10 protein-coding genes are annotated in these 15144 nt (G+C 32.4%); all 10 read left to right on the forward strand.

Annotation, left to right across the window (positions count from 1 at the left end):
* Positions 1-152: 152 nt before the first annotated feature.
* The 10 genes from ftsE (at position 153) to uvrA (ending at position 14661) form a co-directional block, all read left to right on the forward strand.
* Positions 153-839, forward strand: a complete 687-nt coding sequence (gene ftsE, locus JHL18_RS06720; protein ID WP_183275600.1) for a cell division ATP-binding protein FtsE — start codon at positions 153-155, stop codon at positions 837-839.
* A complete protein-coding gene (ftsX, locus tag JHL18_RS06725) occupies positions 829-1722 on the forward strand; it encodes a permease-like cell division protein FtsX (protein WP_200267389.1) in 894 nt (297 codons plus the stop codon). The genes ftsE and ftsX overlap by 11 nt, the downstream gene beginning before the upstream one ends.
* Positions 1723-1802: 80 nt before the next feature.
* A complete protein-coding gene (locus JHL18_RS06730) occupies positions 1803-3092 on the forward strand; it encodes a S41 family peptidase (RefSeq protein ID WP_200267391.1) in 1290 nt (429 codons plus the stop codon).
* Between the two features lie 12 nt (positions 3093-3104).
* Positions 3105-4376, forward strand: coding sequence for a PDZ domain-containing protein (locus JHL18_RS06735; RefSeq protein ID WP_200267393.1), 1272 nt, complete (start codon positions 3105-3107; stop codon positions 4374-4376).
* A 481-nt stretch (positions 4377-4857) separates the two neighbouring features.
* A complete protein-coding gene (gene uvrB / locus JHL18_RS06740) occupies positions 4858-6828 on the forward strand; it encodes an excinuclease ABC subunit UvrB (protein ID WP_200267395.1) in 1971 nt (656 codons plus the stop codon).
* A 17-nt stretch (positions 6829-6845) separates the two neighbouring features.
* Positions 6846-7688 carry a MurR/RpiR family transcriptional regulator gene (locus JHL18_RS06745; protein ID WP_200267397.1) on the forward strand — a complete coding sequence of 281 codons (843 nt, stop codon included), beginning with the start codon at positions 6846-6848 and terminating at the stop codon, positions 7686-7688.
* A gap of 304 nt (positions 7689-7992) precedes the next feature.
* The gene (murQ, locus tag JHL18_RS06750) at positions 7993-8901 is read left to right on the forward strand and encodes an N-acetylmuramic acid 6-phosphate etherase (protein WP_200267399.1); all 909 of its coding nucleotides are present in this window, start codon (positions 7993-7995) and stop codon (positions 8899-8901) included.
* A 25-nt stretch (positions 8902-8926) separates the two neighbouring features.
* Positions 8927-10276 (forward strand): PTS transporter subunit EIIC, encoded by a 1350-nt coding sequence (locus tag JHL18_RS06755; protein ID WP_200267401.1) that lies wholly within the window; start codon positions 8927-8929, stop codon positions 10274-10276.
* Between the two features lie 69 nt (positions 10277-10345).
* Positions 10346-11449, forward strand: a complete 1104-nt coding sequence (locus JHL18_RS06760) for a DUF871 domain-containing protein (protein WP_243277816.1) — start codon at positions 10346-10348, stop codon at positions 11447-11449.
* A gap of 389 nt (positions 11450-11838) precedes the next feature.
* Positions 11839-14661, forward strand: a complete 2823-nt coding sequence (uvrA, locus tag JHL18_RS06765; RefSeq protein ID WP_200267403.1) for an excinuclease ABC subunit UvrA — start codon at positions 11839-11841, stop codon at positions 14659-14661.
* Positions 14662-15144: the final 483 nt, after the last annotated feature.

Raw genomic sequence — 15144 nt, forward strand, 5'->3', positions numbered from 1 at the left:
ACAACTATATTTCCTAAAATTCCCTAAGGCAAGTTAATAAAGAATTCATAAAATCTGCCGCAACTACACTAGTACTTATGTTATAATTATTTTGTGTATTTGTAGCATTAGATAAATTACCGTCGAAAAAACAATTTTAAGGAGTTGTCTATATGATTGAATTTAAGAATGTAAACAAAGTTTATAATAATAATGTAAAGGCTTTATCAGATGTTAATGTTCAAATAGAACAAGGCGAATTTGTATTTCTTGTTGGACCAAGTGGAGCAGGTAAGTCAACTTTTATAAAGATGTTACTAAAAGAAATTGAGCCTACAGATGGAAATATCTTTATGAATGGAACAGATCTTGCGTCTATCAAAAGAAGACAAGTTCCTTTTTATAGAAGGAAAATTGGAATGGTATTTCAAGACTTCAGATTAATTCCTACTTTAAATGTATACGAAAATGTAGCTTTTGCAATGAGAGTTGTAGAGGCATCATCAAGAGAAATAAGAAGAAGAGTACCGCTTGTTCTTTCTTTAGTTGGATTATCACATAAGTATAAGATGTTTCCAAATGAACTATCAGGTGGAGAACAGCAAAGAGTTTCTATAGCGAGAGCTATAGTAAATAATCCTCAAGTGCTTATAGCTGATGAACCTACAGGTAATCTAGACCCTGAAACTGCAAAAGAAATAATGAAACTTATAGATGATATAAATAAGGCTGGTACTACAATAGTTATGGCTACTCATGCTAAGGATATAGTAAATGCAATGAAGAAAAGGGTTATTGCCATTGAAAGAGGTAGTATAGCAAGAGACGAAATGAAAGGTAGGTATATCTATGAAGATTAGTACAATAAAATATTTTATATCTGATGCGTTTAAGAGTTTAAGAAGAAATAGGACTATTAGTATAGCATCTATGGCTACGGTTTTAGCAACATTATTTGTTTTTGGAGTTTTTATGCTTGCAGCTTTAAATATAAATAATGCAGTAAATAATGTAGAATCAAAAGTTCAGATAAAAGTATTCTTAGTAAAAGATATAAACTTAAGTGATCAAAGAGATATAGAAGTAAAACTAAGAGCAACTGAAGGGGTAAAAGATGTTACCTATGAATCAAAAGAAGAAGCATTAGACAACTTTAAAAAGCAACTTAAAGAGAATGCAGATTTACTTACAGGGTATGATGATGATAAATCTAATCCTTTGCCAAGCTCTTATATAGTTGAGTTAGACAAACCTGAGTACTCTCAAACTGTAATTAATGATGTTAGAAGTATGACTGGTGTAGAGAGCATTGGAAATGATCAGGAATTAATAAATAAAATAGCAGCATTCTCCAAGACTGTAAGATGGGTAGGTATAGTTATATTTGTGGTTCTAATAGGAGTATCTTTATTCTTAATAATGAATACAATAAAGCTTACAGTTTATTCAAGAAGAAGAGAAGTAGGAATAATGAAATTTGTTGGTGCAACAGACTGGTTCATTAGATGGCCTTTCATACTGGAAGGTGTAGTTATAGGTGTTGTTGGTGCTGTATTATCCAATGTACTATTATTCTTTTCTTATAAAGAGATATATGCAAAAATAACAACTCAGCTTATTACTGTAAACTTAATTAATCCTTCATATGTTTTCTCAATGATGTCTTGGCAATTTGTTCTTTCTGGAGCTCTAATTGGAACTCTTGCAAGTATTATTGCACTAAGGAAGTTCTTGGTAGTATAATTTAAAAATAGGAATAGAATAATTTATTAAGACAAGAATATAATTAGAGGAAGACAGTTGCTCAGAAAGGGTGAATACATATGGTTGATGACAGTAAAGATAAAAAAAGGACCTATACGAAGAGAGTAGGTATAGTAGCTATCATAATAATAGCCCTTATAGCCACTAATGCAGGATCATTTTATATCGGCAATTTAGCAGCATTTAGAGGTTACACACCTGCACTAAAAGATAAAGAAGTTGCAGCATCACTTCAAGGAGTAAGTGATGTATCTAAATTCAAATCTTTATTTGAAGTAAGAGATATCCTTTATAAAAACTATGATGGTCAAATAGATGACAAAAAGCTGGTTGAAGGAGCTATAAAAGGTATGACAGAAGCTCTAGAAGATCCGTATACAGTTTTTATGGATAAAAAGCAGTATGAGAATTTTTCAGCGCAAAGTAAAGGGAATTATATGGGACTTGGCATCCAGGTAGAGGCTAAGGATGATAAAATCGCAGTTTCTACAGTATTTGATAATTCACCTGCAAAGAAGGCAGGTATATTACCAGGAGACTTTATCTTAAAAGTTAATGAAACTGCTGTAACTGGAAAAGAATTAGATAAGGCTGTTTCTATGATGAAGGGCACTGAGAAAGCAGAAGTGAAATTAACTATATCTAGAGAAGGTAGGGGAACCTTTGATATTAAAGCTACAAGAGATGTAGTTAAAGTAGATTCAGTTAAAGGTGAAATGATTGATGCTAAAACTGGATATATACAGATAGCTGGCTTTGAAGAAGAGACTTCTAATGATTTTACTAAAAAGCTTAAGGAACTTGAAGGTAAAGGAATGAAAGGTTTGATACTTGATTTAAGGGATAATCCAGGTGGATATTTAGATGAGTGTGTAAATGTTGTATCAAATTTTATTCCAAAGGGAAAGACTATAGTATCAACAATAGATAAATATAAGAATGAAAATAAGAGTGAATCAAAAGGTGGTATTGCAATAGGTATGCCGCTAGTAGTTTTAGTAAATGGTAATTCAGCTAGTGCATCAGAAATAACTTCAGGTGCGATAAGAGACTATAAAGTCGGAACTCTTATAGGAACAACAACTTTTGGTAAGGGTGTAGTTCAAGTTGTATTTAGTGATGATACTCAATACAAGGAGAAATACATGCCGTCTTTAGAAAAAGGAACTGCTTTAAAAGTTACAATTTCTAAATACTATACTCCTAACGGAGAAAATATTCATAAAAAAGGTATTAAACCTGATATTGTGGTTGAATACCCAAAAGAATTACTTTCAAAACCTTATGACAGAGCAAATGATCCTCAATATAAAAAAGCATTTGAGGTATTACAAGAAAAGATGAAATAGGAGGATATCCACATGGATTTAGCGATATATACACTTAGATCTTTAGCTTATGCAATTGTGGACCCCCAATATGCCTTGATATTAACATTACTTGCAGTAATGTTCTACATGCAAAATAGAAAAAATTCGTTTATGCAAAAGATGATATTAGGGGAGAGTTTTAACTCTCCCCTAGAACTTACTTTATCACAGATAGTATTAGGGATACTTGCGGGAGCTTTAGGAAGTGTAATACTTACTTACTTAGGTGTTGTATTTGATAAAAACTCTGGAATTGATATTTTGTTTATAGTATCACTTTTACTGATGTTTTATAAACCTAGATTTTTTTGTTTTTCATACTCAGCTGCAGTACTTGGAATTGTAGCCATTGTACTAAACTATATTTATTCTTCAATGGGTATAGTGGGGCCGTTAAATATTAATGTTACGTCTTTAATTACTTTTGTAGGAGTACTACATATAGTAGAAGGTATACTAGTAAGTTTCGATGGTGCCAAGGGTGCTATTCCTGTATTCACTAATAAAGAAGGAAGAATTCTTGGAGGATTTGCATTAAAAAGACATTGGGCGATTCCTATAGCTTTAATAATTCTTATGAAGGGCGTTGTTGATACAGGCACGGTAGAAATAGCTAATCCAAGTTGGTGGCCACTTATACAAAGTGGAAGCTTTAAGAGGGTTATGGAAACTGCGGTTATATCTTTGGTGCCATTTTATGGAGTAGTAGGCTATTCTTCAATAACTTTTGCAAGTGATAAGAAAGAAAAGGCAAGGAACTCTGGAATTGCAATTCTAATTTATGGATTATGTATGACTATAGTTGGACAACTTGGTAACTTTGGCATTGTATTCCAAGTGGTAGGGCTTATATTAATGCCGTTAGCACATGAATTTATGTTAAGAGTTCAGAATAATACAGAACAAAGCAAAGAACCAATGTTTATAAGTGATGATGAGGGTGTTTCAGTTTTAGATGTTTCACCAGGTTCACCAGCTTATATAGCAGGTGTAAAGAGTGGAGATAAGATACTAGCTATTAATGAGGAAGAAGTAATCAATGAATTACATGCATATAAGCTAATAAAAGAAAGTTACATTAGTGTAGACATAAAGCTGAAAAATAGAAAAGGCTCCATAAAAAATATACTTATTAATCAAATTGAAAATAAAAGATTTGGTGTTATATTGGTTCCAAAGGTTGTTAACAATAAGGATATGATAAATTATGACAAACAAAATTTTAATGAGATTTTAGATAAGCTTAAAAACAAGGATAAGTAATTTCACAAGGTTCTATGCTAATAGAACCTTGTTTTTTTCTTTTGGTGCTATTAAAACAATGTGTTGAAATTAATCGGTTAATCATCCAACGCTTTGATGAGCTTACGCAAAGAATTAATATGATTTCTTCATATTCCATGGCTAAAACTGTAAACTCACTTCGTTCGAACAGTACAGTTTTTTAACGCCATTCCATCTGAAAAAATCATTTAATTCTAATAGCTCGCTCATAGAGCGTCTCCTGTATAACCAATTAATTTCAACAATGTTCTTTAAATTAGCCTTTTCCTTATTAAACATATAGAGCTCCTAGAAAGGTACAATTTAGTGATGAAATTTATTATTCTTAAATTCTCTCACTAGAAGCCGAGATTTTCGAACAAGTATAAATTAAGTTTCGATATAGAAACTCTTACCTATTGACTTTAAAATGACTAAAAGAATAAAATAAGAATACGAAAGTATGTACGGAGGTATTGGTATGCCAGAATTTCAAATAGTATCTAAATTTAAGCCTATGGGGGATCAACCTCAAGCAATTGATAGTTTAGTTAATTCATTAAATGACGGTGAAAAAGGTCAAATACTTCTTGGGGTAACAGGATCAGGTAAGACTTTTACAATGGCTAATATAATACATAGAGTGCAGAGACCTACATTAATATTAGCTCATAATAAAACTTTAGCTGCCCAGTTATGCGAAGAGTTTAAAGAATTTTTCCCAAATAATATTGTTGAATATTTTGTATCTTACTATGATTATTATCAACCTGAAGCATATGTTGCACAAACTGATACATTTATAGAAAAGGATGCTTCAATAAATGATGAAATAGATAAGCTTAGGCACTCTGCTACTTCGGCATTGTTAGAGAGGCGAGATGTTATAATAGTTGCGTCAGTTTCGTGTATATATGGATTAGGAGATCCAGATGAATACTCCAAATTAACTATATCTCTAAGGCCTGGAATGGTTAAAGAAAGAGACGAAATAATTAAGAAACTGATTGAAATTCAATATGAAAGAAATGATATTGATTTTGCTAGAGGAACTTTTAGAGTTAGAGGAGATTCACTAGATGTTATACCTGCTTCATATTCAAATAAGGGAATAAGAATAGAATTCTTTGGAGATGAAATAGATAGAATAAGAGAATTTGATGTTCTTACTGGAAAGATAATTGGCGAAAGAAATCATATATCCATATCTCCAGCATCCCATTTTGCAACTTCAAAAGAAAAAATAGATGCAGCTATACAACAGATAGAAGATGAACTGGAACAAAGGCTTAAAGAATTAAACGCACAGGATAAATTACTTGAGGCTCAAAGATTAAGACAGAGAACTAATTTTGATATAGAAATGATAAGAGAAATGGGATACTGTAGTGGTATAGAAAACTATTCAAGAATATTGGATGGAAGAGCTGCAGGCACTCCTCCAAAAACATTGATAGATTATTTTCCGGAAGATTTCTTGCTTTTTATTGACGAAAGTCATGTTACCTTGCCACAAGTAAAAGCCATGTATGGTGGTGATAGATCAAGAAAGACTAATTTGGTTGAATACGGATTTAGATTGCCTAGTGCTTACGATAATAGACCGTTACAATTTGATGAATTTGAGAATAAAATCAATCAAGTTGTCTTTGTATCTGCAACCCCTGCTCAATATGAGGTTGATCATGCTACTAATATAGCTGAGCAAATCATAAGACCTACAGGTCTTTTAGATCCTGAGATTGTTGTTAAACCAGTAGAAGGTCAGATAGATGATTTATATGCTGAAATCCAAAAAACTATAGCTAAAGGCTTTAGAGTACTAGTTACAACATTAACTAAAAGAATGGCAGAAGACCTTACAAAATATCTTACGGATTTAGGTGTGAATACTACATACATGCATTCTGATGTTGAGACTATAGAACGTATGAAAACAATACGATCTTTAAGACTGGGAGAAGTGGATGTACTAGTAGGTATAAACTTGCTAAGAGAAGGATTAGATATACCTGAAGTTGCGCTAGTTGCTATATTAGATGCTGACAAAGAAGGCTTTTTAAGGTCTGAGACATCCCTTATACAGACTATAGGTAGAGCTGCTAGAAATTCAGAGAGTACGGTAATAATGTATGCAGATAATATTACCAGATCAATGGATAAGGCTATAAAAGAAACTTATAGAAGAAGAGATATACAAATGAAGTACAATGAAGAGCATGGTGTCGTACCAACAACTATAATAAAGGATGTAAGAGAAGTAATTGAAGCTACAAAGGTAGCTGAAGATAAGACAGAGTATAAAGTTAGTAAAGAGAATAAAGTTCAGGAAGATCCTAAGACACTTATTAAAAAATATGAGGCTGAGATGAAGGATGCAGCTAAGAATCTTCAGTTTGAAAGAGCGGCAGAATTAAGAGACTTAATAAATGGATTAAAGAAGAAAAGTTAGGATTAGGTGATGGTTTTATGAGCTGCATTACAAAGATTAGACAAAACTATGAGTATTTCACCCAAACTGAAAAGAAGATAGCAGATTATGTAATTGAGAATAGCAAGGATGTAATAAATATATCTACACAAGAATTGGCGGAATTAACTAAGACATCTCCAGCTTCTGTAGTTAGATTTTCTAGGAGTTTAGGGTTTGACGGGTTTGGTGAATTAAAGATTGAACTTGTTAAAAGTCTTCAATCCTTTAATGATGAGGAGATTGATACCATCTTAAAGTATGATGATACGGTAGAAGAGATGGTTCAAAAGATAGAAGGAAGAGTACAAAACACTCTAGAAGAGACTGTTAGATTAATTAATTTTAAAAACTTAGAAGAATCAATAGACTCAATAAAAAAAGCAGAAACTATATATTTACTTGGAGTTGGAGCATCAGCTCTAGTAGCCATGGATCTTCAACAGAAGCTTCTAAGGATAAATAGAAGATGTGTGTTTAGTTTAGATAGTAATTTAGCATTAGCAACTTCAGTACATATAACTGAAAGAGATGTTGTTATAGCCATATCATATGGTGGAAGGACTAAGGAGGTTAACCTTGCAGTAAAAAGAGCAAGAGACAATGGAGCAAAATGTATTGCTATAACAAAGTGGGGAAAAAGTCCATTATCAGCTCTATCACATATATCTATATTTTTACCAAACAACGAAGGTGAGCTAAGAATAGGTGCTATTAATTCTAGATTTGCACAGCTATTTATAACAGATGTAATATATTTGGGTATGGCAAAAGAAAATTTTGAATTAACGGAACACCATTTAAGAGAAACCAAAAAGATTGTGCAGCCGCTTAAGGAATAATAAATATGAAACAGCGTAGTTTTATAAAGAGTTTAAAACTCTTATAGAACTACGCTGTTTTTATTCTTTAGAAAATTATGCGTAACAGACTCAAAACATAATATAAATTGAGAAGATATAATCAATTTCTAATTTTAACAATGAAGCTGTGAAAAAATTGAGGTAATACTAAAAATATTAATATAAAAAATATAAGTTAACAATTATTGAAATATTATTTCGTTTTATTAAAGAAAGTATTGAAACAATATTTCTTGGGTGTATAATTATAGATATAAGGTAAATGTTTTCAGGAGGATAAGAAATGAACCTAGATTTGGGAAGTTTGATTACAGAGACTAGAAATAGCAATACAAGAAATATAGACAAGGTATCAACTATTGATATGTTAAAAATGATTAATGAAGAAGATAAGAAAGTAGCTTTTGCTGTTGAAAAGGAAATAGATAACATAGCTATTGCTGTTGATTACATATCCAATGCATTACAGTGTGGTGGAAGATTAATTTATTGTGGAGCAGGGACTTCAGGAAGACTTGGGATTATAGATTCATCTGAATGCCCTCCTACATATGGAGTAAAAGAAGATCTTGTACAAGGGTTAATAGCTGGAGGATATGGTGCAATATTTAAGTCAAAGGAGGGGGCTGAAGATTCAGAAGAATTATGTGTAGAAGATCTAAAAAATATAAGCTTTAGCAAAAAAGACATTTTGGTTGGTATTGCAGCAAGCGGAAGAACTCCATATGTAATAGGTGGATTGCACTATGCAAATTCACTTGGTGCCATAACTATAGGGCTGACATGCAATCCAGATTCAAGTATCTCAAAAATTGCTAAGATATCAATAGCACCTGTGGTAGGACCAGAAGCGATTACTGGATCTACAAGGATGAAGGCAGGTACAGCTCAAAAAATGGTGCTAAATATGTTGTCTACTGGGGCTATGGTTAAAATTGGTAAGGTTTATAGCAATTTAATGGTAGATGTTAAATCTACAAATGAAAAGTTAATAGAGAGAGCTCAAAGAATACTAATGGAAGCTACAGGGATAGCTAGAGAAGAGGCTATAGCTATGCTTGAGCACACTGGGTATGATGTTAAATTATCCATACTGATGGTTATATCAGGATTGCAAAAAAAGGATGCTGAGTGTGTACTTGAGAGTAATAAAGGATATGTAGCAAAAGCTCTTAAGAGTCTAGAAGGTTAATATAAAAAGAATGGGGGTAAGTTTAATGAATAATCGTATTGATGTAAAAGGTGTTGCGGAGCAAATTCTGTACAATGTTGGTGGAAGAGAGAATATATCTTCAGTTGCTCATTGTATGACAAGACTTAGACTAGGAATTAATGAAACTTCTTTATGCAACATTGATGATATTAAAAAGATTGAAGGGGTATTAGGTGTAGTAGAACAACAAGGACAACTTCAAATAATTTTAGGCCCTGGGAGAGTAAATAAAGTCACTGAGGCTTTCGGAGCTATCACTGGGATTAGCGTTGGAGAGGTGGATGATGCTAAAGCTTTAAAGGCAGAGATTAATAAGAAGAATGCAACTCCATTTAAACTATTTTTAAAGAAATTATCCAATATTTTTATACCATTAATACCTGCTTTTATTGCATGTGGACTTGTAACGGCCATATTAAACATTGTCTTGAAGATAGATCCTAATTATGCTAACACAACTATTGGTGGAATATTAAAGATAACAGGTAATGCAGTTTTTTATGGACTTAACTTGTTTATTGGTGTTAATGCTGCTAAAGAATTTGGGGGATCGGCTATGCTTGGTGGTACCATGGCAGCTATAATATCTCATCCGGACTTAGCAAAAGTTACTATAGGTGGTACAGCACTTCTACCTGGAAGAGGTGGAATAATTGCTGTTTTATTGGTAGTTGCATTCTCAAGCTGGTTAGAGAAAAAACTAAGAAAGATTATTCCAGAGACCTTGGATTTATTTTTAACTCCTCTTGCAGTAATACTTATTTCGGCCTTCGCTGCTCTTTTTGCACTTCAACCTCTAGGTGGAATGATATCAGATGGAATTGGATACGCTGCTAAAACAGCTATTTCTGGTGGAGGGGCAATAACAGGATTTATATTAGGTGGATTATTCTTGCCATTGGTCATGACTGGGTTGCATCAAGGATTGACACCGATACATGTAGATTTACTTAAAACTGCAGGTATTAATATCTTACTTCCTATACTAGCTATGGCTGGGGCAGGCCAAGTAGGTGCTGCAATAGCAGTATATTTTAAGACTAAGAATAAAAGGCTGAAAAAGACAATAATATCAGCACTTCCAGTAGGAATTATGGGAGTGGGAGAGCCTCTTATATATGGTGTTACCTTACCACTTGGAAAACCTTTTATAGGGGCATGTATAGGGGGAGCTTTTGGTGGTGCAGTGCAAGCTCTATTTAAGGTTGGTTCAACATCAATGGGATTATCAGGTATACCTCTTGCTGCAATAACTAATAAACCAATACTATTTGTTGTGGGATTGCTTGTTGCTTATGCCGCAGGATTTATAGCTACTTATTTGCTTGGTTTTGATGATCCTGTTGAGGAATAAAGAGTTAAGTTAAAATACGTATTTTTTATATAATTAGAATATTGAAATTAAAAGTATATTACTCTATGTATGAGAAAGGAAGTAACCATGGGAAAAGGAATATCTGTATTTTTAGGTATGGGGTACTCTTTAGATAGTATACTGCAAATTATAAAATTGTCTAAAGAAAATGGTTTTGATAGAATTTTTACATCTTTTCATATACCAGAAGCTAATTATGATATTGTATTAGAACATTTTAGTGAAGTATCAAAGTTGGCACAAAAGTTAAATATGAAGATAATAGCTGATATTTCTCCAAATGCATATAATTTTCTTGGAATAGATGAGGATGATCTGGCAAGAGTTAAAGATTTAGGGGTAGATGTTTTAAGACTAGATTTTGGATATTCTGAAGAATTCATAGCAAATTTAAGTAGGAATAGGTTTGGGTTAAAAGTAGAAATTAATGCATCAACTGTTACTGAGAGGTTCTTTGATGAGTTGCAAAAGCATACTCCTAACTACAGCAATATTCAAGCATGTCATAACTATTATCCCAGAAAAAATACAGGAATTTCAGAAACTTTATTTATAAGAAAAAATCAGTTATTAAGAAGATATGGAATTAGAATTTCAGCATTTCTTCCTTCATTAACAGGAAAGAGGGGACCAATTTATGAAGGCCTTCCTACACTTGAAGCTCACAGATACTTAGAGTCATACACAAGTGCCAGACACTTAATTGCTTTAGGAGTTGATGATATATTCTTCGGAGATGGAAATCCTAGCAACGATGAAATATTATCAGTAGGAGCTATTAAGGATACTGGTATTGAGCTAAGAGTAGTAGCTTATGTAAAAAATTATATAACACAAAGATATATGGAATATGCTTGTTATACTAATAGAGCTGATTGTGCACAAGATGTAGTTAGAGCAGTTGAAAGCAGGAGGTTGCTTATAAATAATGAAGTTATAAAAGCTGATAATTGCGTAAATAGAGAGAAAGGCTCCATAACCTTAGATAACGAAGGGTATATGAGATATATGGGAGAACTTCAGATAACAATGAAAGCATTACCCCAGGATAACAGAGTAAATGTTATTGGGAAGGTAGTGGAAGAAGATTTATTTCTTCTAGACTATATAAACGAAGAAACTAAGTTTTATTTTAAGATTATAGACAATTGATTTTAAATATATTAGGGTTAACCTCTAAAGCTTATTATTGGCTTTAGAGGTTTTTTAATTATTTAGGATATTATATTATGGATAAATCAAATCATCTTAATTGGTAAGTTTATGATTTTTTGTTTGTAAAAATTAATAACTAAAAGTTGACTTATAAATTGTAAAGAATTAAAATAATTACATGCGAACTTATGTTCAAAAAGAATAGCATTAATAATATTGACTAGAATATATAGATAGACCAGTTTTGGATATGAATTAGCTTATCTATATATTTAATTTAGACGTAAATTAATAGATAATCATAATATAAATTCTAGTATGAAGTAGTTTATCTATAGATAAACCAGTTCCAAATAAAACCTATGAAGTAAGTAAGGAGAAATGATATGAAGGATAAGATAGTAATAAAAGGTGCAAAAGTACATAATCTAAAAAATGTATCCTTAGAGATTCCAAGAGATAAACTTGTAGTATTTACTGGTCTATCAGGATCAGGAAAGTCGTCATTAGCTTTTGATACACTGTATGCTGAAGGCCAAAGACGATATGTAGAATCGCTTTCAGCGTACGCTAGAATGTTTTTAGGTCAAATGAACAAACCAGAAGTTGAGTCAATCGAGGGATTGTCACCAGCGATATCCATAGATCAAAAAACTACTAGTAAAAATCCTAGATCAACAGTAGGAACTGTTACTGAGATATATGACTATTTAAGATTACTTTATGCTAGAGTTGGTGTGCCTCATTGCCCAAAGTGTGGTAAAGAAATAACTCAGCAGACAATAGATCAAATAGTGGATAAAGTTATGAATTTTGAGGAGAAAACAAAGATACAGATTTTAGCTCCTATAATTAGAGGTAGAAAAGGCACTCACGAGAAAGTGCTAGAGAATATAAAAAAGAACGGCTATGTAAGAGCAAGAATAGATGGTGAAATATATGATCTTTCTGAAGATGAAGTAACTTTAGAAAAGAATAAAAAGCACAGTATAGAAGCTGTAATAGATAGATTGGTTGTGAAGTCGGATATAGAAGGCAGACTTACTGATTCTTTGGAGACTGCGTTAAAGCTAGCAGAGGGATTAGTAATAGTAAACATATTAGGAGAGCATGATATACTATTTAGTGAAAAGTTTGCTTGTGCAGAATGTGGGATAAGTATAGATGAACTAGCACCAAGATTATTTTCGTTTAATTCACCTTTTGGAAAGTGTGATCACTGTGATGGGCTAGGAACCTTAATGGAGATTGATGAAGATTTAGTTATGCCAAATAAAGATTTAAGTGTTATGGAGGGTGCTATAGCTTCATGGGGAGAAGGAAGGTTAGCAGAAGGAGCTTGGACTTATGCTGTGCTTAAAGCTTTAGAGAAAAAGTATAAATTTGATTTAAAAACTCCAATTAAAGATCTTCCTAGAAATATAGTTGAATTATTATTATATGGAACTAATGGAGAAAAGGTAGAAGTTGATTATACAAAAGAAGGAATTCTGGGAAGATATAAACATGCCTTTGATGGAGAAATTAATTCATTAAAGAGAAGATATATGGAAACTGGCTCTGATATCATAAAAACTGAAATTGAACAATATATGAGTAACAATCCTTGTCCTAAATGTAAAGGTGCTAGGTTAAAGCCAGAAGCTTTAGCTGTTACTGTAGGAGACAAAAATATAAATCAATTCACGAGATTAAGCATTAGAGATGAATTAGATTTTATAAACTCTATAGAGTTTTCAGAGAAAAATAAGATAATAAGTCAGCAAATAGTTAAAGAAATAAATTCAAGACTAAAGTTTTTACTTGATGTTGGACTAGATTACCTGGACCTTGCAAGAAACTCAGGAACTTTGTCTGGTGGAGAATCTCAAAGAATAAGACTAGCAACTCAAATAGGTTCTCAATTAATGGGAGTATTATATATCTTAGACGAACCAAGTATAGGGCTCCATCAGAGAGATAATGATAGACTTATAGCAACCTTGAAACATTTAAGAGACCTAGGCAATACTCTTGTTGTAGTTGAACATGATGAAGATACAATGAGAGAAGCTGACTTTATAGTTGATATAGGTCCTGGTGCTGGAGAGCACGGAGGACAGATAATTGCAGCAGGTCCGTTAGATGTTATAGAAAATACTGAAGAGTCTATAACTGGTCAATATCTTACTGGTAGAAGAAAGATTAATATTCCTAGTGAGAGAAGAAAAGGTAATGGTAATTTTATAACCATCAAAGGTGCTAAAGAGAACAATCTAAAGAATATAAATGCTAAGTTCCCTCTTGGAACGCTTACTATTGTTACAGGTGTGTCTGGATCAGGTAAGAGTACTTTAGTTAATGAAATACTATACAAGGGACTTTATAAAATTGTAAATAAGTCTAGAGTGATTCCAGGAGAGCATAAAGAAATAACTGGATATGAACACATTGATAAAATAATAGATATAGATCAAAGCCCTATAGGAAGAACTCCTCGTTCTAATCCAGCTACTTATACAGGTACTTTTGATATAATAAGAGAACTGTTTTCTAATACAACTGAAGCCAAGATGAGAGGATATAAACAAGGAAGATTCTCTTTCAATGTTAAAGGTGGAAGATGTGAGGCGTGTAGTGGTGATGGAATCATAAAAATAGAAATGCAGTTTTTATCCGACGTATATGTTCCTTGTGAAGTATGTAAGGGTAAAAGATATAATAGAGAAACATTAGAAGTTAAGTATAAGGGTAAGAATATAGACGATGTATTAAATATGACGGTTGAAGAAGCTCTAGATTATTTTGAAAATATACCAAGAATACACAACAAACTTAAGACACTTCACGATGTAGGACTTGGATATGTAAGGCTAGGTCAGCCATCAACTCAGTTATCTGGTGGAGAAGCACAAAGAATTAAGCTTGCATCTGAACTTTCAAAGAGAAGTACAGGAAAGACTTTATATATATTAGATGAGCCTACAACAGGACTACACGTAGCTGATGTAAGTCGACTTATAGAAATACTTCAAAGACTTGTCGATGCAGGTAATACAGTTGTTGTTATCGAGCACAATCTTGATATGATAAAATGTGCAGATCATATAATAGATCTTGGTCCGGAAGGCGGAGACAAAGGCGGGACTATATTATGTACTGGAACACCAGAAAAGATAACACAATATGAAGAGTCGTATACAGGTAAATATCTAAAAAAATATTTATAATTACACTAAAGGGTTCAGTATTAATACTGAACCCTTTAATATGTTAAAAGGAATGTAAACAATATCTTAGGCACAAGTTAGATAATCAATCATCTTGATTAAGCTCGATTAACATCAGTGCTTGAATCAAGTTCATAGGTCAGGACCCTCGAGGGTTTTGAGATATTGCATCATCAAAGTGTTCATACTTCAGATCCGTGTTTCAAATGACAGTAAGATCAATTGGTGCTTTTGAATTTAACTGCAGTTAAAACCAACTTCAGTTCTTATATTGCTACATTCCTTATGATATTAATATAACCGTCCATGAAGAATTAATTCCTTTATGGGCGGTTTAATATATAGAAATACAGGAATTATATAACTATAAGAGTTTAACATTAATATTTGAAGTGATTTTATTAAAAACAGAAAATTATGAGAACTGTATTATGAATAGATATACCTTATATTGACAGAGGATTATTTTTATAGTAGTATTAT

Origin of the sequence: Clostridium yunnanense, assembly GCF_016595795.1 — a bacterium.
Lineage (GTDB): Bacteria > Bacillota > Clostridia > Clostridiales > Clostridiaceae > Clostridium_AR > Clostridium_AR yunnanense.

Bases quoted from the DNA above. Each gene is read 5' to 3' on its own strand.
- JHL18_RS06730 (WP_200267391.1), top strand. From the start codon at position 1,803: ATGGTTGATGACAGTAAAGATAAAAAAAGGACCTATACGAAGAGAGTA.
- JHL18_RS06755 (WP_200267401.1), top strand. From the start codon at position 8,927: ATGAATAATCGTATTGATGTAAAAGGTGTTGCGGAGCAAATTCTGTAC.
- ftsE (WP_183275600.1), top strand. From the start codon at position 153: ATGATTGAATTTAAGAATGTAAACAAAGTTTATAATAATAATGTAAAG.
- uvrA (WP_200267403.1), top strand. From the start codon at position 11,839: ATGAAGGATAAGATAGTAATAAAAGGTGCAAAAGTACATAATCTAAAA.
- JHL18_RS06735 (WP_200267393.1), top strand. From the start codon at position 3,105: ATGGATTTAGCGATATATACACTTAGATCTTTAGCTTATGCAATTGTG.
- murQ (WP_200267399.1), top strand. From the start codon at position 7,993: ATGAACCTAGATTTGGGAAGTTTGATTACAGAGACTAGAAATAGCAAT.
- JHL18_RS06745 (WP_200267397.1), top strand. From the start codon at position 6,846: ATGAGCTGCATTACAAAGATTAGACAAAACTATGAGTATTTCACCCAA.
- ftsX (WP_200267389.1), top strand. From the start codon at position 829: ATGAAGATTAGTACAATAAAATATTTTATATCTGATGCGTTTAAGAGT.
- JHL18_RS06760 (WP_243277816.1), top strand. From the start codon at position 10,346: ATGAGAAAGGAAGTAACCATGGGAAAAGGAATATCTGTATTTTTAGGT.
- uvrB (WP_200267395.1), top strand. From the start codon at position 4,858: ATGCCAGAATTTCAAATAGTATCTAAATTTAAGCCTATGGGGGATCAA.